Source organism: Pseudomonas sp. C6002, from assembly GCF_013385805.1.
Taxonomy (GTDB): domain Bacteria; phylum Pseudomonadota; class Gammaproteobacteria; order Pseudomonadales; family Pseudomonadaceae; genus Aquipseudomonas.
Genome location: NZ_JACAPH010000030.1, coordinates 1 through 20,139, shown reverse-complemented (window position 1 = coordinate 20,139; position 20,139 = coordinate 1). Strand labels below are relative to the sequence as shown.

Annotated in this window: 19 protein-coding genes; 3 read left to right on the top strand and 16 right to left on the bottom strand. The window is 59.8% G+C overall.

Annotated elements, in window-relative coordinates; genetic code table 11:
- Window positions 1-9: 9 nt before the first annotated feature.
- The 5 genes from HX817_RS19775 to HX817_RS19755 form a co-directional block, all read right to left on the bottom strand.
- On the bottom strand, window positions 10-1,053 hold the full coding sequence (locus tag HX817_RS19775; RefSeq protein ID WP_003214774.1) for a DUF5924 family protein: 1,044 nt from the start codon (window positions 1,051-1,053) through the stop codon (window positions 10-12).
- Between the two features lie 71 nt (window positions 1,054-1,124).
- Window positions 1,125-2,507 carry a pitrilysin family protein gene (locus HX817_RS19770; RefSeq protein WP_003214772.1) on the bottom strand — a complete coding sequence of 461 codons (1,383 nt, stop codon included), beginning with the start codon at window positions 2,505-2,507 and terminating at the stop codon, window positions 1,125-1,127.
- Between the two features lie 58 nt (window positions 2,508-2,565).
- Window positions 2,566-4,224, bottom strand: a complete 1,659-nt coding sequence (locus tag HX817_RS19765) for a Na/Pi cotransporter family protein (RefSeq protein WP_003214770.1) — start codon at window positions 4,222-4,224, stop codon at window positions 2,566-2,568.
- 214 nt (window positions 4,225-4,438) lie between these two features.
- Complete coding sequence (locus tag HX817_RS19760) at window positions 4,439-5,206, bottom strand: TerC family protein (protein ID WP_003214768.1); 768 nt, start codon at window positions 5,204-5,206, stop codon at window positions 4,439-4,441.
- Window positions 5,207-5,271: 65 nt separating this feature from the next.
- Entirely contained in the window at window positions 5,272-6,579 is a 1,308-nt protein-coding gene (locus HX817_RS19755; protein WP_003214766.1) for a CitMHS family transporter, read from the bottom strand.
- Between the two features lie 272 nt (window positions 6,580-6,851).
- Here HX817_RS19755 and HX817_RS19750 point away from each other — a divergent pair, with 272 nt between their 5' ends.
- The gene (locus HX817_RS19750; RefSeq protein WP_177040919.1) at window positions 6,852-7,253 is read left to right on the top strand and encodes a GFA family protein; all 402 of its coding nucleotides are present in this window, start codon (window positions 6,852-6,854) and stop codon (window positions 7,251-7,253) included.
- On the opposite strand, the gene HX817_RS19745 is transcribed toward HX817_RS19750, so the two are convergent.
- The 11 genes from HX817_RS19745 to HX817_RS19695 form a co-directional block, all read right to left on the bottom strand.
- Window positions 7,250-9,211, bottom strand: a complete 1,962-nt coding sequence (locus HX817_RS19745; RefSeq protein WP_177040917.1) for a DUF4105 domain-containing protein — start codon at window positions 9,209-9,211, stop codon at window positions 7,250-7,252. The genes HX817_RS19750 and HX817_RS19745 overlap by 4 nt on opposite strands.
- Window positions 9,208-9,528, bottom strand: a complete 321-nt coding sequence (locus tag HX817_RS19740) for a DUF2388 domain-containing protein (protein ID WP_003214760.1) — start codon at window positions 9,526-9,528, stop codon at window positions 9,208-9,210. The genes HX817_RS19745 and HX817_RS19740 overlap by 4 nt, the downstream gene beginning before the upstream one ends.
- Before the next feature lie 26 nt (window positions 9,529-9,554).
- Window positions 9,555-9,863: a DUF2388 domain-containing protein gene (locus HX817_RS19735; protein WP_003214758.1), complete on the bottom strand. Its 309-nt coding sequence runs from the start codon at window positions 9,861-9,863 to the stop codon at window positions 9,555-9,557.
- A 106-nt stretch (window positions 9,864-9,969) separates the two neighbouring features.
- A complete protein-coding gene (locus HX817_RS19730; protein ID WP_003214756.1) occupies window positions 9,970-10,290 on the bottom strand; it encodes a DUF2388 domain-containing protein in 321 nt (106 codons plus the stop codon).
- Window positions 10,291-10,441: 151 nt separating this feature from the next.
- Window positions 10,442-10,636 carry a DUF1127 domain-containing protein gene (locus HX817_RS19725; protein ID WP_003214754.1) on the bottom strand — a complete coding sequence of 65 codons (195 nt, stop codon included), beginning with the start codon at window positions 10,634-10,636 and terminating at the stop codon, window positions 10,442-10,444.
- A 262-nt stretch (window positions 10,637-10,898) separates the two neighbouring features.
- Window positions 10,899-11,114: a DUF1127 domain-containing protein gene (locus HX817_RS19720; protein ID WP_003214752.1), complete on the bottom strand. Its 216-nt coding sequence runs from the start codon at window positions 11,112-11,114 to the stop codon at window positions 10,899-10,901.
- Between the two features lie 318 nt (window positions 11,115-11,432).
- Window positions 11,433-12,926 (bottom strand): acetyl-CoA hydrolase/transferase family protein, encoded by a 1,494-nt coding sequence (locus HX817_RS19715; RefSeq protein ID WP_177040915.1) that lies wholly within the window; start codon window positions 12,924-12,926, stop codon window positions 11,433-11,435.
- A gap of 179 nt (window positions 12,927-13,105) precedes the next feature.
- Window positions 13,106-14,542 (bottom strand): NAD(P)(+) transhydrogenase (Re/Si-specific) subunit beta, encoded by a 1,437-nt coding sequence (locus HX817_RS19710; protein WP_003214748.1) that lies wholly within the window; start codon window positions 14,540-14,542, stop codon window positions 13,106-13,108.
- Window positions 14,539-14,862 carry an NAD(P) transhydrogenase subunit alpha gene (locus HX817_RS19705; RefSeq protein WP_003170836.1) on the bottom strand — a complete coding sequence of 108 codons (324 nt, stop codon included), beginning with the start codon at window positions 14,860-14,862 and terminating at the stop codon, window positions 14,539-14,541. Before HX817_RS19705 ends, HX817_RS19710 begins: the two co-directional genes overlap by 4 nt.
- A 15-nt stretch (window positions 14,863-14,877) precedes the next feature.
- Entirely contained in the window at window positions 14,878-15,999 is a 1,122-nt protein-coding gene (locus tag HX817_RS19700; RefSeq protein WP_003214747.1) for a Re/Si-specific NAD(P)(+) transhydrogenase subunit alpha, read from the bottom strand.
- Between the two features lie 447 nt (window positions 16,000-16,446).
- Window positions 16,447-17,346: a LysR family transcriptional regulator gene (locus tag HX817_RS19695; RefSeq protein ID WP_177022446.1), complete on the bottom strand. Its 900-nt coding sequence runs from the start codon at window positions 17,344-17,346 to the stop codon at window positions 16,447-16,449.
- Window positions 17,347-17,503: 157 nt separating this feature from the next.
- Here HX817_RS19695 and HX817_RS19690 point away from each other — a divergent pair, with 157 nt between their 5' ends.
- Window positions 17,504-18,685, top strand: a complete 1,182-nt coding sequence (locus HX817_RS19690) for an acyl-CoA dehydrogenase (RefSeq protein WP_010168706.1) — start codon at window positions 17,504-17,506, stop codon at window positions 18,683-18,685.
- A gap of 13 nt (window positions 18,686-18,698) precedes the next feature.
- Window positions 18,699-19,919: a CaiB/BaiF CoA-transferase family protein gene (locus HX817_RS19685; protein WP_177022447.1), complete on the top strand. Its 1,221-nt coding sequence runs from the start codon at window positions 18,699-18,701 to the stop codon at window positions 19,917-19,919.
- Window positions 19,920-20,139 lie beyond the last annotated feature (220 nt).

Genomic DNA, 20,139 nt, shown 5'->3' with positions numbered 1-20,139 from the left:
CGATCCTGCCTACTTTGGCGCGTCTGGCGTTGTAGCGCCCTGACCGGGGTCAGTCACCTTGAAGCGCAACACGCCGATCACTTGGCCATCTTCGGTCAGCACCCGTACCTGCCAGCGTCCTACCGAGTCGGGGGGGAAGTTCTGCTTGTGGGTCCAGGCCCGATAGCCTTCCTTGCGCCCACCATGGATGTCCAGGGCGATGCGGTCGACTTCCTTGCCGTTGAATTTCCACACATGGTAGATCCGCTCATCCAGGCCGCGCGGCGCGTTGATCGCGGTGTAGGCATACAGCCCGCTGCTGCGCAGTTGGGCGGCGCTGACTTCTTTCAGGTCATCGCCGGGCGTGCGGTCCTGCAATTGGGTGCTGATGGCCACTTCGGTCATCCACAGCGTAGCGGGCGGCACCCAAGTGCGCAGGAACCAGCCGGCGCAACCAATCGCTGCGGTAACCCCCAACAGCATCGCCCAGCCCTTGATGCTACGCAGCGGCAGGCTCACGGCCAGGCTCGGGATAGAGAGCGCCATCGCCACGCCGAGGGCCAGTTTGTAACTCTCGGCGGTGGTCAGGTGCAGGATGATCGGCAGCGCGGTCAGCAGGGCTGCGAACAGGGTCAGGGTGTGCAGTGCGAGAAACAGCGAGCGCTTGGGTGCCAGCCACTTGTAGTACAGCGGGTCGGTGATCGATACCAGTGCCGCCGCGCCCAGCAGGCCGGTAAAGATCGACTGGCCGCTGTTCCAGGTGGTGGTGACAAAAAAGAACGGCAGGACAAAAAACAGGCTTTCCTGATGGATCATCTGCGTGGCGTAGCGCAGCAGCGGTTCGGGGATTTCCCGTTTGAAGACTTTGCTGAACAGCTGGGTGAGGCTGTTTTCGAGCATCAGCCATAACCAGCTCACCAGCATGATGATCGCGATCCAGCTGGCCATGCCTTGCTGGCGATCCACCAGGATGAAGCTGCCCACACCCGAGATGAAACCGCCGAGTGCAATCACCCCTGGGTAGCGCTTCATCAGCTCGAGGATGCGCTGGATGGTGTGGGTCAGGATAGGCATTCGGCAGTTCACAGTCTTTGTAGGAAAAATCCCAGACAGAATAACGTTTTAGCCGTTTTCTCGGGGCCCGATTACGCAATCCCTTTGCGATAACGCCACACACCTAGTAACACAATCGCAATCAGCCCCAGTGCGCCTGCGGCGATCCAGTTGAGGCTATCGTAGCTGAACAACGGTTTCTCGATGCGCCAGTAGCCGTTCTGCTTGAACAACTCGCGCATGGCCTGGTTGGCTTGCTCCAGGCTGACGGCCTTGATGCGCTTGGCCGGGTCGCTGAAATGCCCTTTGGCGTAGTCGCCCGAGGCACTCCAGTAATAGTCGGCCAACGCGCTGTTGCCTTGAACGGCCCACGCCTGGCGGGCAATGGCGGCTTGTTGCAGGCGGGCGAAGGTGGCCGGGTCGAGGCCATCCTTGAGCAGTTGGGCCCTGAGGGTTTCCAGCACGTGCTCGGCTTCGGGCAGGTTGTCGCGTTCAAGGTCGGCGTTGAGGCTCATGAAGCCGACGCCGCCCAGCACTTCGCGCTCGCTCCATGGGCCATAGGACAAGCCGTGCTGCAAGCGCAATTGACGATACAGCGCCCAATCCAGGTAGTCCTTGAGCAGGTCGAAGGTTTCATCGTACTGGTCGTCCAGCACCGGCTCGGGGAATAACCAGTGCAGCTTGGCGTTGTCACCGACCCAGCCGTGGATCAGGTCGCGGCGGACGGCGGCGGCGTGTTGAATCTCCGGCAACGGGCGATGTTCGCTGGGGTCAACCGGATCCAGTGCGCCGTAAGTGCGTTCGAGATAGGCCGGCAGCAGCTTGTCGAGGTCGCCGACGATGATCAGGGTCATGTTGTTGGGGGCGTACCAGGCCTTGCGCAGCTTTTCCAACTGGTCGCGGGTCAGGTGCTCGACTTCGGCCCGCTCGGCGCATTTGAGCCCCAGTTCGACGGCAAGCTGACTGCTGGCCTTGTGGCCGAGGTCCTGGCGGTCCAGCAGCCGTTGCAGGTGTGAGTAATGGCCGCCGTCTTCGCGCTCCACCACCTGTTTGGCGGCATTGATGTTGGCGTCGGTCAGTTGGGTGCGGGTGATGATGGCCAGCAGCAGGTCGAGCACCTTGCGCTGGTTCTGCGCCGGAGCCTCGATGACGAAAGTGGTGTCGGCATTGCTGGTGTAGGCGTTCCAGTCGCCGCCGAGGGCTTGCATGCGTTCTTCCAGTTCACCTTCGCCGCCACCGTCGATCCCGCTGAACAGCAAATGCTCCAGCAGGTGCGGCAGTTCCTTGTCTTCGCAACTGAAGTCATCCAGGCCCACACCCACCACCAGGCGGATTGCCACGTGGCCGCGTTCGGTGCCCGGCTTGAGCAGCAATTGCAGGCCGTTGGGCAGGGTGTAGCCCTCGACTTGCAGGCGGTCAAAGGCAAAGGTGTGTGCCGAACCCATGAGCAGGCAGGCGAATAGCAGGCGACGCATAACAGGCTTCCTGGCGAGTGAGGTCCATTGTTAACTGACTTCACTCGCCGTCGTACGTTCAGGGCGAATGGGTGATGTCGGCAATATCGTCCGCCGAGAGGGCGCCGGTGTCGGTGGTTTCCAGCACCACATAAGCGCTGCTGCAGAACAGCGAGTTGAGACGCTTCATGTCGGCAATCAGCTCCAGGTGCAAGGAACTGGTCTCCAGGCTCTGTACGATTTTACGTTGCAAGCGGCTGACGTGGGCGTGGGCCAGGCGACGCTCCTGGGCGCGGAAGCGGCGCTTTTCCCGCAGCAGTTGCCGGGCGCTTTCCGGGTCGGCACTGAGGAACACCGAGAGCCCCAGGCGCAGGTTGGCGATCAGTTGGGTTTGCAGGCCCGCGAGTTCCTCCAGGCCGACTTCGGAGAATGAGCGGCGCTGGGAGGTCTTTTGCTGCTGGACCTTGCGCAGCATGCGTTCGATCAGGTCGCCGGCCAGTTTCAGATTGATCGACAGTTCGATGATCTCGGCCCAGCGTCGGCTGTCCTGTTCGCTGAGGTCTTCCCGGGGCATTTGCGCGAGGTAGAGCTTGATCGCGCTGTAGAGCGCCTCGACATCGTCGCTCAGGCTGCGCATTTCCTGGGTGATGGCGGTTTGCTTGCCGCGCAGCACTTCCAGCATCGAGGTCAGCATGTTGTCGATCAGGTCGCCCAGACGCAGGGTTTCGCGGGCGGCGTTGGCCAGTGCCAGGCTTGGGGTGGCGAGTGCTGCCAGGTCCAGGTGGCGCGGCTTGGCCAGGCCGTTGACCTCTTCGCGTTCCGGGAGCAACCAGGCGCACAAGCGGGACATCGGGCCGATGGTGGGCAGCAGGATCAGGCAGCGAATAACGTTATAGAGCAGGTGGAAGGTGATCACCATGCCTTGGGCGCTGTAGTCCAGGTTATCCATCCAGCCGACCAGCGGGTCGAGTACCGGGATGATCAGCAGCAAGCCGATCAGCTTGTACAGCAGGCTGCCCAGGGCCACCTGGCGCCCGGCGGCGTTCTGCATGCTGGTGCTGAGGAAGGCCAGCACGCCGCTGCCGATGTTGGCGCCGATCACCAGGCCGATGGCCACGTGCAGGCCGATCACGCCGGCACCGGCGAGGGTCGCGGTCAGCAGGACGGCGGCCAGGCTGGAGTAGGAGATCATCGCGAACAGTGCGCCGACCAGGGCATCGAGCAAGATGTCGCCGGTCAGCGAGGCGAACAGGACCTTGACGCCCTGCGCGTGGGTGATCGGGCCCGCGGCTTCGACGATCAGTTGCAGCGCAAGGATGATCAGCCCGAGGCCGATCCCGACACGGCCCATCTGCCCGGCGCGTGTCTGTTTGCGCGACAGGAAGAAAATCACCCCGAGGAAAATCAACAGCGGCGACAGCCACGACAGGTCAAAGGTCAGCACCCGGGCCATCAGCGCGGTACCGACATCGGCACCGAGCATGGTCGCCAGGGCGGGCATCAGGCCCATCAGGCCCTGGCCGACAAACGAAGTCACCAGCATCGCCGTGGCGTTGCTGCTTTGCACCATGGCCGTCACCAGGATGCCGGCGATAAACGCCAGCCAGCGCTTGGACATGTTCTGCCCGATGACCTGGCGCAAGTTGGAGCCGTAGACCCGCAGGATGCCGGTACGGACGATGTGCGTGCCCCAGATCAGCAGGGTTACCGCGGAAAGCAGATTGAGCAGGGTCAGCATGCTGGGCCCCCTGTGTTGAGTCGTGCTCCAATCGGAGCAAGTGAATAGTGCCGCGTGCCGTTCTACGTCTTGTACTTAAGCTGTAGTTGGCGAATGGGCTCGGCGCCAGCATCGCATAGCTAAAGTCGGGATTGAAACAAAACTGTCATGAAATCAGCTTTTTGCAGATGAAAAAAAGGGGCTCTAAAGCCCCTTTTTCAGCAGCGGGTCCAGGTTATTGACCCGGAATGTCCTTGCGCAGTTTCACAGGATCCTGCTGTTTCTTCTTTTTCGCGATGGCGGTACGCATCTTGATGTTCACCGCTTCAACCGCCAGGGAGAACGCCATGGCGAAGTAAACGTAGCCTTTTGGCACGTGAACGTCGAAGGCTTCGGCGATCAGCACGGTACCCACCACCAGCAGGAACGACAGCGCCAGCATCTTCAGCGACGGGTGTTTGTCGATGAAATCGCTGATGGTGCCAGCGGCCAGCATCATCACGAGTACGGCGACGATGATCGCGGCCACCATCACCGGTACGTGGGAAACCATACCGACGGCGGTAATCACCGAGTCCAGGGAGAACACGATGTCGATGATCGCGATCTGGATGATGGTGTAGATGAACTTGCCACCGGCGCCCTTCGGCTCGTCGTGGGTTTCGTCTTCACCTTCCAGGGCGTGGTACATCTCCTGGGAGCTTTTCCACAGCAGGAACAGGCCACCGAAGAACAAGATCAGGTCGCGGCCGGAAATGCCTTGGCCGAACACCACGAACAGATCGTCGGTGAGGCGCATGACCCAAGTGATCGACAGCAGCAACAGGATCCGCGTGACCATCGCCAGCGCCAGGCCGAAGATCCGGGTACGCGCCTGCATGTGCTTGGGCATGCGGCTGACCAGGATCGAAATCATGATGATGTTATCGATGCCCAGGACGATCTCGAGGGCCGTCAGGGTGAAGAAGGCAATCCAGATTTCCGGATTGGTCAGCCATTCCATGTGTATTCCTTTGAGCGAGTGTTAGACCGCGCCAGCCTTAAGAGCCGGCGCAGTGAGTTGTACGATTATAGAGTGCTGAACAGCGGAAAAATCCCCATCAGCAAAGCGGCGACCATTATGCACAGGCACACCAGCACCGCCCACTTGAGGGTGAAGCGCTGGTGATCGCCAAATTCGATACCCGCCAGGGCTACCAGCAAGTAGGTCGATGGAACCAGTGGGCTCAACAAGTGCACAGGCTGGCCAACGATTGAGGCGCGGGCCATTTCCACGGCAGTGATGCCGTAGTGGCTGGCGGCTTCGGCCAGTACCGGCAGAACGCCGTAGTAGAAGGCATCGTTGGACATGAAGAAGGTAAACGGCATGCTCACCAGCGCGGTGATCACGGCCAGATAAGGCCCCAGCGCGTCAGGGATGACGGCCAGCAGGCTCTTGGACATGGCATCGACCATGCCGGTACCGGACAGGATGCCGGTGAAGATACCGGCGGCGAAGATCAGGCCGGTGACCGCCAGCACGCTGCCGGCATGGGCGGCGATCCGGTCTTTCTGCATCTGCAGGCACGGGTAGTTGACGATCATCGCGATACTGAAGGCCACCATGAACAGTACTGGCAGTGGCAACAGGCCGGCGATCAAGGTGCACATCAGGGCGAAGGTCAGTGCGCCGTTGAACCAGATCAGTTTCGGACGGCGGGCGTCCGGGTATTGCGAGACGCTGATTTCGCTGTGGTCGATTTCATCGCCTTGCAGGTGCAACTCGCCCAGGCGTGCCCGTTCGCGCTTGCCGTACATATAGGCAATCACCAGGATGGCGACGACGCCGGCGGCCATGGCTGGAATCATCGGTACGAAAATATCCGATGGGTCCACGTGCAATGCACTGGCGGCGCGGGCGGTCGGGCCACCCCATGGGGTCATGTTCATCACCCCACCGGCGAGGATGATCAGGCCGGCCATGATCCGCGGGCTCATGCCGATGCGCTGGTACAGCGGCAGCATGGCGGCCACGCAGATCATGTAGGTGGTGGCGCCGTCTCCGTCCAGTGATACCACCAGGGCCAGCACGGCGGTGCCGACCGAGACCTTCAGCGGGTCGCCCTTGACCAGCTTGAGGATCTTGCGCACGGCCGGGTCGAACAGGCCGGAGTCGATCATCAAGGCGAAATAGAGGATGGCAAACATCAGCATTACGCCGGTCGGCGCAAGCTTGGTGATGCCCGCGAGCATCATCGGGCCGATCTGCGGGGCAAAGCCGCCGAACAGCGCGAACAGGATCGGTACGATGATCAGGGCGATCAGCGCAGACAGGCGCTTGGTCATGATCAGGAACATGAACGTGATGACCATGGCAAAGCCAAGGAAAGTCAGCATAGGAGTACTCCAGGCGTAGCGCGGCTAGGGAATGGCGAACCGGTTGGGTCAGCGCAGAACGAAAGGCACGAGGCGTACGGGTGGAGTCGGGGCAAACAGGCGGGTACGAGCGGACATCGGGAATCACCATTGTTGTTGTTAACAACCGGTCTGTTGCCGGTAGTGGTGGGCGATCCTAGTCCCGGAAGCTTTCAGCCAGCTTTCGCTTGAGAAACGGGCTACGTTGAATGGACGACTGGTCCTGTGTGAAATAAGGATGTGGGAGACAGAGCATGCATGAGCAACACCAAGGCGGCTGCCATTGCGGGCGGGTGCGTTATCAGTTCAGCGGGGCGTTGGTGGATATTGCCCACTGCCACTGTTCGATTTGCCGACGGGTCAGCGGCGGCTTGGTGACGACCTGGATCACCCTGCCCCGTTCCGCGTTCGCCTGGGTGGCGGGAACGCCGGCGCAGTACGAATCTTCGCCGACATGCGTGCGGTATTTCTGTTCTAACTGTGGGGCGCATTTGGCGCTGGTAACGCAACTGAGTGCCGAGAGTATCGATGTGACCATCGCAACCCTGGATCACCCGGAGCTGGCCCCGGCAGATCGGCACATCTGGGTAGAGAGCCGATTGCCGTGGTTACACCTGGATGAGCAACTACCGGAAGAAGACGGAGAAGCGCTCTAGGGCAGCTCGAACCCGCCGGAGGCCTTGTGCAGTGCGCGCAAGTGCTCGCCTAGCTGCTTGAGGTTGGCTTCACATGCGGCAATCTCCGCCGCGCGGGCCGGTTCCAGCAGCGCCCTCACCTCTTTGTCCAGATCGCCGGTCAGCGACTGCAACTGCTTCTGGCGCGCGGCGCTCTCTGATTCCAGGCGTTTGGATTCTGTTGGTTGTGGCAAGCCGTAACCGCTGGTGCCCAGCAGCTCTGCCGGGCGACTGAGGAAGCCACTGTTGGCGAGGATCTGCTGCAACGTCGCGTTGGCCTTTTCCATGCCGCCGTTCTTCAGCTCGCGGGCGCCAAGGTAGCGTTGCTTGACTTCATCCTGGGCCAGCATGAGCTGCTTGCGGAAGCTCGCCTGTTCCAGCAGCAACAAGGCGGCGCTGGCGCGCAGGTCGGCTTCGGCGAACCATGGGCGGCGCTCTTCGGCACTCAGTGACAACCAATCCTCCACTTCAGCCTGTTTGATCGGCAGGCGCTTTTTCAACACCTCGAACATCGCCTGGTAGCGCTCGCGGAAGGAGTCGAAGTGATAGCCGAGGCGCAGCGCGCGTTTTTTGTCGTCCAGCACACTGGTATCGGCCAGGCCTCGGCCCTTGAGGACTTCCAGCAGGCCATTGGGCGTGATGTTGTCCAGGCCGGTCAGCTGCGGGTTGGCGCTGCCGCTGCGTAACAGTTTCAGGCTCTCGACTGCGCAGTTGTTGGAGATGAAGAAGTAGTTGCCGTCGTAGCTCCAGTGCATTTCGGCGGCGTGTTCGACGGTGTCGTTGATCTCCTGGCGCGTGAGCTTCAACGGCACCGACGCCAGGCCGCGCAGCTCGGTCTTGGTGTACTCGTCGATGACCTGAGACAGCGGCAGCACGAACAGCCGCGACGGGTATTTGCCGATCAGGCCGTCCCAGCTCGACAGTTGTACGTCACCGACAAACGCGCGGTAGGACAACACCAGGTGCTGGTCCAGGTCCAGGCGGCAGTCCGGGCCCCGTGGCCGGCCGGGGGCGCAGATCACCAGGCGCAGCATGCTGTGGCCCCAGCGACTCACGAGGTTCTGGTTGGCTTCGGCCAGCAGGTAGTCGATTTCGTAGACCCGCTCGGGGTCGACCTGGCCCAGTGGAGTCTTGGCGAAGTCGTTGCCGGCGTTGAGGAAGGCGTAGGTTTTGGCACAGGTGTCCTTGGCGGGCGGCGCCCAGCCAAAGTGTTCCTTGTAATAGCGGTACAGCGAAGGCCGGCGGCAGGCATAGCTCGGGTCGAGGAGGAAGTACTCCATGTTGACGGCGACGAATTCCAGCGGGCTGGTGGTTTCGTAGATGTCCGGGCTGCGGGCGACCTGATGGTTGTTCTGTTCACGTTCGCCGCGACGGCCGACGTATTGCGGCCACCCTGCGAGGTCCATCAGGCGAGGGTCATCGCTGAGGGTAAAGCGGCGGTCGTTCTGGCCCCGGCATTGATCGGGCAGGCCGATCAGGCCGGTGATGTTGTTCTGGCGGCTGCAACGCTGGATCAGCTTGCGGTCGGCGCTGGACCACAGGCGGGCACGGTCATAGATGTGGGTCAGTTCATGCAGCACGGTGGCGAGCATTTCCCGGCGCACGGTGCCGTGGGGGCGATTGGTTTTTTGCGTCGCGGCACTGCCGTCGGTAAGGCTTTCCAGCAAGTTGCTGTTGAGGTCCAGTTCGGACACCAGCGAAGCCTGGCCGTAGGCGTTCTCGGGCATCTTGTCGGTCCAGCCGACGTCGATGGTCCGGTCCAGTTGCTCGATGAAGCGCGGCGGCAACGCCTGCATCGCTTCATCCAGCAATGCTTGGCTCGCCTGCTGCTGGGCCGGGCTCAAGCCATCGGTCTTGAGCCGCAGTTGCAGGGCGGCCTGAGCCGCGCTGGCGCCCAGCAGCAAGGTGCCGGCCAGTAGCCAGGCGGCAATGCGCCTCACAGAGAGAGGATAGCTTCGGCGAGGACCTGGTCGCTGGCGTCGCGGGCTTCCGGCACGCGGGTTCGCAGGGTGTCGAAGGCGGCTTCCAGTTGAGCGCCACGAATCTCGCCATTGCTGGCGACGAAACTGGCGGCATCGTCGTGGGCTTCGCGTACGACTTTGGAGTCGCGGATGGACGTGGTGGTGTCCGAGGTGAAATCGATGGTACGGGCCGAGGCTCGGACGATGATGTTACTGGTGGCCTTCAGGGTTTGTGCCTGGGCAACACCGGCCAACAACAGCAGGCCGAGAGCGGCGGCGATCAGCGGGCTACGCATGGAATGACTCCGAAATACAAAGATGATTATTGGACGAGAATTGCTTGCGCCAGTTCAAGGTCACTGGCGTTAAGTTTTGGCTGGGTACGGCGCAGATAATCCAGCGCTGATTCCAGTCGGGCTCCCCGCCATTGGCCGTCAGTGGCAATGAAAGCGGCAGCGTCATCCTGGGCGGCCAGTATCAGTTTATGGTCGAACGGTGCGGAGGTCACTTTGCTGGTGGCATACGCACTGACAACGAGGCTCTGGGTGGACAGGTCAAAGGCCGGAGCTTGCGTGGACCAGCAGGTGCAAAACACTACGGGAGCGATCAACAGGCGGTATGAAAAAGCCATGGGACTCGACAACTGAAAACGAGCGCCAAGGCTAGCGCAATGCCCGGGCGAGAGCCAGCGCGGAGGGTTCGGGGAGCGCCTGGCGCCCCCTTTATCCCACCTGCGGTCAGATGGCCAGGATCGCCTGGGCCAGCTGCGCGTCAGTCGCGGTATTCAGTTGTGGAGCCTGTTGGCGGATCTGGGCCAGGGCGCTTTCCAGTTTTACGCCACGGATGGCGCCTTCGCTGGCAACGAAGCTGGCGGCGTCGTCACGGGCAGCACGTACGACCTTGTTGTCACGCAGGGAGGAAGTGGCATCGGAGGTGGCGTCTGAGGTGGCTTTCAGTGCGCCGACGATCGAATCCGTGGTCACGATCAGGCTGGAGGCGTTGGCATTGGCAACCAGGGCCAGCAGGGCTGCAGCGCTAAGCAGGTGAAGACGGGACATGGGGTGACTCCTGTAAATGAACGAAAGGGTGGCACAAAGCTACTGCTTGAGCAGCGAGACCATGGGCATCAGACGCCCGTTCTACAGGGTTCGCCACGTGGTAGCCGGATATTAGCCGCCGCTTATCTGTTCGGATAGCTTCCTGCGGTGATTACTCGCGCCAGAACGATTTGGCCAGCTCAGATGCCCGGTCGCCGTGACTGATACCCGCATCGGACAATTCCCGCGGATCCAGTTGAGCCAGCAGCCTGCGTGTGCGGGCCCGTTGCCCCCAGCAGACGAGTGCTGCAGCGGTGCGCTTGAGTAGCTGTATCAACCGAGGGTGTTGCTGGTTTTTGGTATTCATGACGCGCGCCTTTCATGAGGTCCTGGAACACCATCTTGGGCTGGAGGGTGCTACCGGTACAGATACACGCGGGTTAAATTGTACTGCTTAATTGTTATGTTTTTTAAACTGTATCGGTCTGTAGAAAGCCGACTGTTTTCGCCATTGAAAATCCAAACCCCAGAAACAGCAGAACCCGCCGCCGGTTACCCGGGGCGGGTTCTGCTTTAACAATTCGGAGTGCTGGCGGTGGACCCGGTGGGTCAGGGCCAGCGGACGCTAATTAGCGCCAGAACGGCTTGCTCAGCTCTTCGTAGCGTTGTGCTTCGCTGATACCGGCGTCAGCCAGCAGACGCGAATCCAGACGAGCCAGTTGATGGCGGCTGGAGATGCGGCGCTGCCACAACATCAGGTTGGCGAGAACGCGCAGAGGCAGGGAAGCCTGGGTGTTTACAGCTTTTTCTTCGAAGAACAGATCGGAACTGAGTGTACGTTCCATGATGACATCCTTCCGCTTGTGGCGGGATTAGGTAGTGGTTTAACTGGTGCCAATGATCCTCCTCCCAGGCAAGACTCTCTAGATACAGTTCACCTGTATTGTGAGGGGCCAGTTAACTGTTTATAGGGGCTGTACTGTACGAAATTGGGGCAACTGTACCTGTCGGCACTTTTATGGTGCGTTTTAGGCGTTTATGGAGTTCGAGGTAGGATATTTCAGTAGGAAATGACCGGTACAGCAGTACAGTTTTTTATAAAAGTTGGGCTCGGAAGCTCGGGCTGATGAAACTGTGTTTGCATCAGCCCGAATCTGTATCAATCACGCCTTCAGCATATGCCCGGTTTCTTCCAGGTTGATGTGCCAACTCAGTGCTTCTCGCAGGATATGCGGGGTGTGCCCGCCCAGCACACAGGCTTGGGTGAAGTAGATGTTCAGGGCATCGCGGTACGCCGGGTGCACACAGTTGTCGATGATGACCCGGGCCCGCTCCCGCGGCGCCAGGCCCCGCAGGTCCGCCAGGCCGACCTCGGTCACGAGGATGTCGACGTCATGCTCGGTATGGTCCACATGGCTGACCATTGGCACCACGCTGGAAATCGCGCCGGCCTTGGCAATCGACTTGGTGACAAAGATCGCCAGGTGCGCGTTGCGCGCGAAGTCGCCCGAGCCGCCAATTCCGTTCATCATCCGGGTGCCGCAGACGTGGGTGGAGTTGACGTTGCCATAGATGTCGAACTCCAGCGCGGTGTTAATGCCGATGATGCCCAGGCGCCGCACCACTTCCGGGTGATTGGAGATTTCCTGGGGCCGCAGCACCAATTTGTCTTTGTAGCGCTCCAGGTTGCCGAACACGTCGGCGTTGCGCCGTTCCGACAATGTGATCGAACTGCCTGAGGCAAAGCTCAGCTTGCCTGCGTCGATCAGGTCGAATGTGGAATCCTGGAGGACTTCCGAATACATCGTCAGGTCTTCGAAGGGCGACTCGATCAAACCGCACATCACCGCATTGGCAATGTTGCCGATGCCTGCCTGCAGCGGGCCGAGCTTGTTGGTCATGCGTCCGGCGTCGACTTCTTCTTTAAGGAAGTTGATCAGGTGATTGGCGATCGACTGGGTGTCGCTGTCGGGCGGCGTCACGGTGGAGGCCGAATCCGCCTGATTGGTGATGACGATCGCGACGATCTTTTCCGGCGGAATCGGAATCGCGGTGCTGCCGATACGGTCGTCCACGGCCACCAGCGGAATTGGCGTGCGGGTCGGGCGATAGCTCGGGATATAGATGTCGTGCAGGCCTTCCAGGTTCGGGTTATGCGCCATGTTGATCTCGACGATCACCTGCTTGGCGAAAATCGCGAAACTGGCGGAGTTGCCCACGGAAGTGGTTGGCACAATGTGGCCTTGCTCGGTGATCGCTACGGCTTCGATCACCGCGATGTCCGGTAGCTTGAGCTGATTGTTGCGCAGCTGCTCGACGGTTTCCGACAAATGTTGGTCGATAAACATCACCTCGCCGGCGTTGATCGCCTTGCGCAGGGTGCTATCTACCTGGAATGGCATGCGTCGCGACAGTACACCGGCTTCGGTCAGTTGCTTGTCCAGGTCGTTGCCCAGGCTGGCGCCGGTCATCAGGGTAATTTTCAGCGGTGATGTCTTGGCGCGTTCGGCCAAGGCGTGGGGCACGGCCTTGGCCTCACCGGCGCGGGTGAAGCCGCTCATGCCGACGGTCATGCCGTCCTGGATCAGTGCGGCAGCGTCAGCCGCGCTCATGACCTTGTTCAACAACGAAGGCAAGCGGATACGATCACGGTACATGGATTGTTATCTCGGGCTACGGAAGCAAGATGCGCAGTCTAGTGATTTCAAAAAATTTCGTCCCGCTACCATGGTCGAATGCCAGGCAGCGATTTAGAGCCTTTTGTCGGTTTTTACCGGTAATAAAAAACCCCAGCCTACTAAAGGCCAGGGTTTTGGGTATTGCGCTGGCGCAGTGTTTATTCGACGGCCTTGACCATGTCTTCTATGACCTTCTTGGCGTCGCCGAAGACCATCATGGTCTTGTCCAGGTAGAACAGTTCGTTGTCCAGGCCGGCATAGCCGCTGGCCATCGAGCGCTTGTTGACGATGATGGTCTTGGCCTTGAACGCTTCGAGGATCGGCATGCCCGCGATGGGCGACTTGGGATCGTTCTTGGCGGCCGGGTTGACCACGTCGTTGGCGCCTAGCACCAGCACCACGTCGGCCTGGCCGAACTCGGAGTTGATGTCTTCCATCTCGAACACCTGGTCGTAAGGCACTTCTGCCTCGGCCAGCAATACGTTCATGTGACCAGGCATACGGCCTGCAACCGGGTGGATCGCGTACTTCACGGTCACGCCGCGGTGGGTCAGCTTCTCGGTCAGCTCTTTCAGCGCATGTTGTGCCCGTGCCACCGCCAGGCCGTAGCCCGGTACGATGATTACGGTGTCGGCGTTGGTCAGCAGGAAGGTTGCATCGTCAGCCGAGCCGGATTTCACCGGGCGCGCTTCTTTCGAGCCGGCCGGGCCGGCGGCGTCTGCCGTGTTGCCGAAACCGCCGAGCAGTACATTAAAGAAGGAGCGGTTCATCGCCTTGCACATGATGTACGACAGGATCGCACCGCTTGAACCCACCAGCGAACCGGCGATGATCAGCATCGAGTTGTTCAGCGAGAAGCCGATCCCCGCCGCAGCCCAGCCGGAGTAGCTGTTGAGCATCGAGACGACCACCGGCATGTCGGCGCCGCCAATCGGGATAATGATCAGTACGCCCAGCACAAACGCCAGGGCCAGCATCAATGCGAAGGCGCTGAGGTTGCCGGTGAACATGAAGGCCAGGCCCAGGCCCAGCGTCAACAGCCCCAGCACCAGGTTCAGCTTGTGCTGACCGCCGAACTGTACCGGTGCGCCCTGAAACAGGCGGAACTTGTACTTACCCGACAGCTTGCCGAAGGCGATGACCGAGCCGGAGAACGTAATTGCACCGATGGCTGCACCGAGGAACAACTCCAGGCGGTTACCGGCGGGGATCGAATCCCCCAGGTGTTTCACGATACCCAGCGACTGTGGTTCCACGACTGCGGCGATGGCGATAAACACTGCAGCCAGGCCGATCATGCTGTGCATGAACGCCACCAGCTCCGGCATCTTGGTCATTTCCACGCGCTTGGCCATGATCGAGCCGGCGGTGCCGCCGACCAGCAGGCCAACGATGACGTAGCCAATTCCGGCAGTGGCCAGCTCGGCGCCGAGCTTATAGATGAGGCCCACGGTGGTGAGCACTGCCAGCGCCATGCCGAGCATGCCGAACAGGTTGCCGCGCCGGGACGTCGTCGGGTGTGACAGGCCTTTAAGTGCCTGGATAAAGCAGATCGACGCGATCAGGTAGAGCGTCGTGACCAGATTCATGCTCATGACGATGGCGCCTCTTCTTTTACTTTCGGGGCTTTCTTCTTGAACATCTCAAGCATCCTGCGGGTAACCAGGAAGCCACCGAACACGTTGACCGCCGCGAGGGCTACGGCCAGGGTGCCCATGGTCTTGCCCAGTGGTGTCACGGTGAGTGCGGCTGCCAGCATGGCGCCGACGATCACGATCGCCGAAATTGCGTTGGTCACGGCCATCAGCGGGGTGTGCAGGGCCGGGGTGACGTTCCAGACCACGTGATAACCGACATAAATCGCCAGCACGAAGATGATCAGGTTGTAGATACCGGGGGAAATAAGCTCTTCCATCGTCTGAATCCCTGCTTAGGCGTTTTTGCGGATGACTTGGCCGTCGCGGCACATCAGGCACGCGGCGACGATGTCGTCTTCGAGGTTGATTTCAAACTGCCCTTCCTTGGTGAAGACCAGCTTCAGGAAGTCCAGCAGGTTGCGTGCGTACAGCGCCGAGGCATCGGCGGCGACGGCGCCGGCCAGGTTGGTCGGGCCGCAGATGGTCACACCGTTTTCCACGACCACCTGGTCTGCCACGGTCAGCGGGCAGTTGCCGCCTTGTGCTGCGGCGAGGTCGATGACCACCGAGCCTGGCTTCATCTGTGCGACGGTCTCGGCGCTGAGCAGGGTCGGTGCCTTGCGACCCGGAATCAATGCGGTGGTGATGACGATGTCGGCTTGCTTGGCACGTTCATGCACGGCCAGGGCCTGGCGCTGCATCCAGCTTGTTGGCATTGGGCGCGCGTAACCGCCCACGCCAACCGCGCATTCACGTTCTTCATCAGTTTCGTATGGCACGTCGACGAACTTGGCGCCCAGGGATTCGATCTGTTCCTTTACCGCCGGACGCACGTCGGACGCTTCGATGACCGCACCCAGGCGTTTCGCGGTAGCGATCGCCTGCAGCCCTGCTACACCAGCTCCAAGAATCAGCACGCGAGCGGCTTTCACCGTTCCGGCGGCGGTCATCAGCATTGGCATGAAGCGTGGGTAGTGATGGGCGGCGAGCAGTACAGCCTTGTAGCCGGCAATGTTTGCCTGGGAAGAAAGCACATCCAGGCTCTGCGCGCGGGAGGTGCGCGGCGCGGCCTCAAGGGCAAAGGCCGTGATGCCATGCTCGGCCAGTCGAGTGATGGTTTCGTTGCTGAACGGATTGAGCATGCCCACCAGCACTGCGCCGCTTTTGATCAGCGTCAGTTCGCTGTCATTGGGGGCGACTACCTTGAGGATCAGCTCGGCGCCGAATGCATCACTGGCGTTGCCAATGGTTGCGCCTGCCGCTTCATAGGCACTGTCGACGACACTGGCATTGATGCCTGCCCCGCTTTGCACAGTGACCTTGTGGCCCTGGCCGATCAGCTTCTTGATGGTTTCCGGGGTGGCAGCCACCCGCGTTTCACCGGTCTGGGTTTCGAGAGGAACACCAATGTGCACGTCAAATCTCCTGCATGATCTTTTTGCTTTGATTTTTGTAAAAGGCCAGTGCGCCACGACAGGCGAATCTGGGCGGCCGATCAGCACGATCCCGCTGAAATACAGCGGGGCGCGGCATTTTGCAGGCGAACTTTACGGCCTTCAAGAGATTATGACGGGTGACGAAAAATTAACTACAAGTCACCCCGTGACCGATTGTCGCAATGGATAGATTAAATTCGTTTAAATACAGGAGATTAAAGAGTTTTTACCGAAATATCAGCGCATCTCCATCGCCGACGTGAATGCTTGGGCATCGCTGCAATTTTATGGCTACAGGCCAATACCTACATGGCTTAAAGGCCATTTCAGGGTCAAAAGATGCGGTCTTCTAAATTGCGACATATATATACATATGTAGGTATTTTATTTTGTTGACTACAAAGTTAATAAATTGACGAAGACCCTTTAGATATTGGGGTTGTAACGATGCGCCTGATCAATCAGCCAGTCCCTGAACGCATGCAGAGAAGCTGATTCGACCTTTCTCTCGGGAATCATCAGGTAGTAAGCCTTTGAGCTCGCCAGTACCTGAGGGCTGGCAATCACCAAGTGCCCATCGCTCAGTTCCCTTTGAATAAGGAACGGCGGTATCAGTGCAATGCCCATATCGTGCATGGCTGCCTGGGACAACATGGAGAATAGCTCGTAACGCGGGCCTGTCATGTCGCGGGGTATGTCCAGCTGTTGCGCGTTGAACCACTGGCGCCAGGCATAGGGTCGAGTGGTTTGTTGCAGCAGGGGCAGTTCGGCGATTTCGTGTGCAGTGAAGTGCGTGCGACCGTCCAGCAAGCGTGGGCTGCATACCGGGAGCGGGTTTTCTCCCATCAGTTTGTGGGATTCGGTACCGGACCAGTCGGCATCGCCAAAGTAGATTGCCGCGTCGAATTCGGTATCGGCGAACAGGAAAGGCCGTGTGCGGTTGGTCAGGTTGACGGTGACTTCGGGATGCTGGTGCTGAAAGTCCTTGAGGCGTGGGATCAGCCATTGGGTGCCGAACGTCGGGACCACCGCCAGTTCAATAACGTTGGTGCCCTGCTGTCCCATGATCGAAAGGGTGTCGCGTTCCACGGCGTCAAGTTGCGTAGCCACCCGGCGACTGTAGGAAAGCCCTGCTTCTGTCAGTTTCACGCCCCGGCGCGAGCGTCGAAACAGCTCGACACTTAAAAACTCCTCAAGACTGGCGATTTGTCGGCAGATTGCGCCCTGGGTGATCGAAAGCTCCTGTGCCGCCTTGGTAAAGCTCTCGTGGCGGGCTGCAGCCTCGAAACTGACCAGCGCCGTGGTGCTGGGAATTTTTCTGCGCATGTACCGTGACCTCACAAGTAAAGAGCATCTATGCCGCTTTTGAATGTTACGGAGTGAGAAATTAGCACAAGGCTATGCAAAATCCTCGTTTGCCCTCCTCGCCTGCCCGGCCTAGGCTCCATGCACGACTTTTGATTTACTTCGCGAGGACTCACTCATGGGCGGTAAGGCAAGCTTCAACTGGATCGATCCACTGCTGCTGGATTCACAGCTCACCGAAGAAGAACGCATGGTGCGCGACAGTGCCGAACAGTTCGCCCAGGACAAGCTGGCGCCCCGTGTTCTCGAAGCCTTCCGCCATGAAAAGACTGACCCTGCGATCTTCCGCGAAATGGGTGAGACCGGCCTGCTGGGGGCGATGATTCCAGAGCAGTACGGTGGCAGTGGATTGAACTACGTCAGCTATGGCCTGATCGCTCGTGAAGTAGAGCGTGTGGACTCTGGCTACCGTTCGATGATGAGTGTGCAGTCCTCACTGGTGATGGTGCCTATCAATGAATTCGGTACCGAAGCGCAAAAGCAGAAATACCTGCCGAAGCTGGCCTCTGGTGAATGGATTGGCTGCTTTGGCCTGACCGAGCCTAACCATGGTTCCGACCCGGGCGCGATGATTACCCGCGCGCGCAAAGTGGATGGCGGCTACAGCCTCACTGGCAGCAAGATGTGGATTACCAACAGCCCGATTGCGGATGTGTTCGTGGTGTGGGGCAAGGACGATGCGGGCGACATTCGCGGCTTCGTGCTGGAAAAGGGTTGGAAAGGCCTGAGTGCTCCGGCGATCCACGGCAAGGTCGGATTGCGCGCCTCGATCACCGGTGAAATCGTCATGGATAACGTGTTTGTTCCTGAAGAGAACATCTTCCCGGATGTGCGTGGCCTGAAAGGACCGTTCACTTGCCTTAACTCGGCACGCTACGGGATCTCGTGGGGTGCCTTGGGGGCCGCGGAGTTCTGCTGGCATACCGCGCGTCAGTACACCCTTGATCGCCAGCAGTTCGGGCGGCCTTTGGCGGCTACTCAACTGATCCAGAAGAAGCTCGCAGACATGCAGACTGAAATCACCCTGGCGCTGCAAGGATGCCTGCGGTTGGGTCGTATGAAGGATGAGGGCACTGCGGCTGTGGAAATCACCTCGATCATGAAGCGTAACTCGTGTGGCAAGTCGCTCGACATTGCCCGGATGGCGCGTGACATGCTCGGTGGTAACGGCATCTCGGATGAGTTCGGCATTGCCCGCCACCTGGTCAACCTTGAAGTGGTGAATACGTATGAGGGTACTCACGACGTGCATGCATTGATCCTGGGGCGAGCGCAAACCGGTATTCAGGCGTTCTATTAATAGGAGAACGACCATGGGCGCGCTTTCGCACCTGCGGGTACTGGATTTGTCGCGAGTGCTGGCGGGCCCTTGGGCCGGGCAGATACTTGCAGACCTTGGCGCTGAAGTGATCAAGGTCGAGCGGCCCGGGAATGGCGACGACACTCGTGCCTGGGGGCCACCCTTCCTCAAGGATGCGTATGGGGAAAACACCACTGAGGCGGCGTATTACCTGTCTGCCAATCGCAACAAGGAATCGGTGACGATCGACTTCACGCGGCCGGAGGGCCAGAAGCTGGTGCGTGACCTGGCGGCGAAGTCCGACATTCTGATCGAGAACTTCAAGGTAGGCGGCTTGGCGGCCTATGGGTTGGACTATGAGTCGCTCAAGGAGCTCAATCCGGAGTTGATCTACTGCTCGATTACCGGGTTTGGTCAAACCGGGCCCTATGCGACGCGGGCGGGCTACGACTTCATGATCCAGGGGCTTGGCGGGCTGATGAGCCTGACTGGCCGCCCGGAGGGTGAAGACGGCGCCGGACCGGTTAAGGTTGGCGTGGCGCTGACGGATATTCTTACGGGGCTTTACTCGACAGTTGCGATCCTGGCGGCCATGGCTCACCGGGATCATGATGGTGGCGGCCAGCATATCGATATGGCGTTGCTGGATGTGCAGGTGGCTTGTCTGGCTAATCAGGCGATGAACTACCTGACGACGGGCGTCTCTCCAAAGCGCCTGGGTAACGCTCATCCGAATATCGTTCCCTATCAGGATTTTCCTACGGCGGATGGCGACTTCATTCTTACTGTGGGTAATGATGGGCAGTTCCGCAAATTTGCCGAAGTGGCTGGGCAGCCCCAGTGGGCGGATGATCCTAGGTTTGCTACTAATAAGCTGCGAGTGGCTAACAGGGCGGTGCTGATTCCGTTGATCCGTCAGGCTACCGTGTTCAAGAGCACGGCTGAATGGGTGGCTCAGCTGGAGCGAGTAGGTGTGCCTTGCGGCCCGATCAATGACCTGGCGCAGGTGTTTGCCGATCCTCAGGTGAAAGCGCGCGGGTTGGCGATGCAGTTGCCTCATGCGTTGGCTGGTACTGTGCCCCAGGTGGCAAGTCCTATGCGCTTGTCCAAGACGCCTGTTGAATACCGCAGCGCACCTCCGCTGTTGGGTGAGCATACCCATCAGGTGCTGCAGCAAGTGCTGGGTTTGACGCCAGCGAATGTGTCGGCTTTGAGGGAGGCCGGGGTCATCTGAAGCTTCTCTTCTATATAGAGGGTTGTTGAGGCTCTCTATATGGAGGGAAGGTGGTCGGTTTTTAGCCAGAAATGCCTATTTGATAGAAAAGCTGAATTAAGGGTTGACGGCAGATTCTGGAAGTCTATAATTCGCCCCACTTCCGGCGCAGTCGAAACGGAAAACTCCTTGGTAAACAAAGAGTTATGTAGGTTTCGGCAGCGAGTTGCTTCAGATCATC

Coding starts and splice junctions, on each gene's coding strand:
- HX817_RS19775 (WP_003214774.1), bottom strand. CDS start 1,053: ATGCCTATCCTGACCCACACCATCCAGCGCATCCTCGAGCTGATGAAG.
- HX817_RS19770 (WP_003214772.1), bottom strand. CDS start 2,507: ATGCGTCGCCTGCTATTCGCCTGCCTGCTCATGGGTTCGGCACACACC.
- HX817_RS19765 (WP_003214770.1), bottom strand. CDS start 4,224: ATGCTGACCCTGCTCAATCTGCTTTCCGCGGTAACCCTGCTGATCTGG.
- HX817_RS19760 (WP_003214768.1), bottom strand. CDS start 5,206: ATGGAATGGCTGACCAATCCGGAAATCTGGATTGCCTTCTTCACCCTG.
- HX817_RS19755 (WP_003214766.1), bottom strand. CDS start 6,579: ATGCTGACTTTCCTTGGCTTTGCCATGGTCATCACGTTCATGTTCCTG.
- HX817_RS19750 (WP_177040919.1), top strand. CDS start 6,852: ATGCATGAGCAACACCAAGGCGGCTGCCATTGCGGGCGGGTGCGTTAT.
- HX817_RS19740 (WP_003214760.1), bottom strand. CDS start 9,528: ATGCGTAGCCCGCTGATCGCCGCCGCTCTCGGCCTGCTGTTGTTGGCC.
- HX817_RS19735 (WP_003214758.1), bottom strand. CDS start 9,863: ATGGCTTTTTCATACCGCCTGTTGATCGCTCCCGTAGTGTTTTGCACC.
- HX817_RS19730 (WP_003214756.1), bottom strand. CDS start 10,290: ATGTCCCGTCTTCACCTGCTTAGCGCTGCAGCCCTGCTGGCCCTGGTT.
- HX817_RS19725 (WP_003214754.1), bottom strand. CDS start 10,636: ATGAATACCAAAAACCAGCAACACCCTCGGTTGATACAGCTACTCAAG.
- HX817_RS19720 (WP_003214752.1), bottom strand. CDS start 11,114: ATGGAACGTACACTCAGTTCCGATCTGTTCTTCGAAGAAAAAGCTGTA.
- HX817_RS19715 (WP_177040915.1), bottom strand. CDS start 12,926: ATGTACCGTGATCGTATCCGCTTGCCTTCGTTGTTGAACAAGGTCATG.
- HX817_RS19710 (WP_003214748.1), bottom strand. CDS start 14,542: ATGAGCATGAATCTGGTCACGACGCTCTACCTGATCGCGTCGATCTGC.
- HX817_RS19705 (WP_003170836.1), bottom strand. CDS start 14,862: ATGGAAGAGCTTATTTCCCCCGGTATCTACAACCTGATCATCTTCGTG.
- HX817_RS19695 (WP_177022446.1), bottom strand. CDS start 17,346: ATGCGCAGAAAAATTCCCAGCACCACGGCGCTGGTCAGTTTCGAGGCT.
- HX817_RS19690 (WP_010168706.1), top strand. CDS start 17,504: ATGGGCGGTAAGGCAAGCTTCAACTGGATCGATCCACTGCTGCTGGAT.
- HX817_RS19685 (WP_177022447.1), top strand. CDS start 18,699: ATGGGCGCGCTTTCGCACCTGCGGGTACTGGATTTGTCGCGAGTGCTG.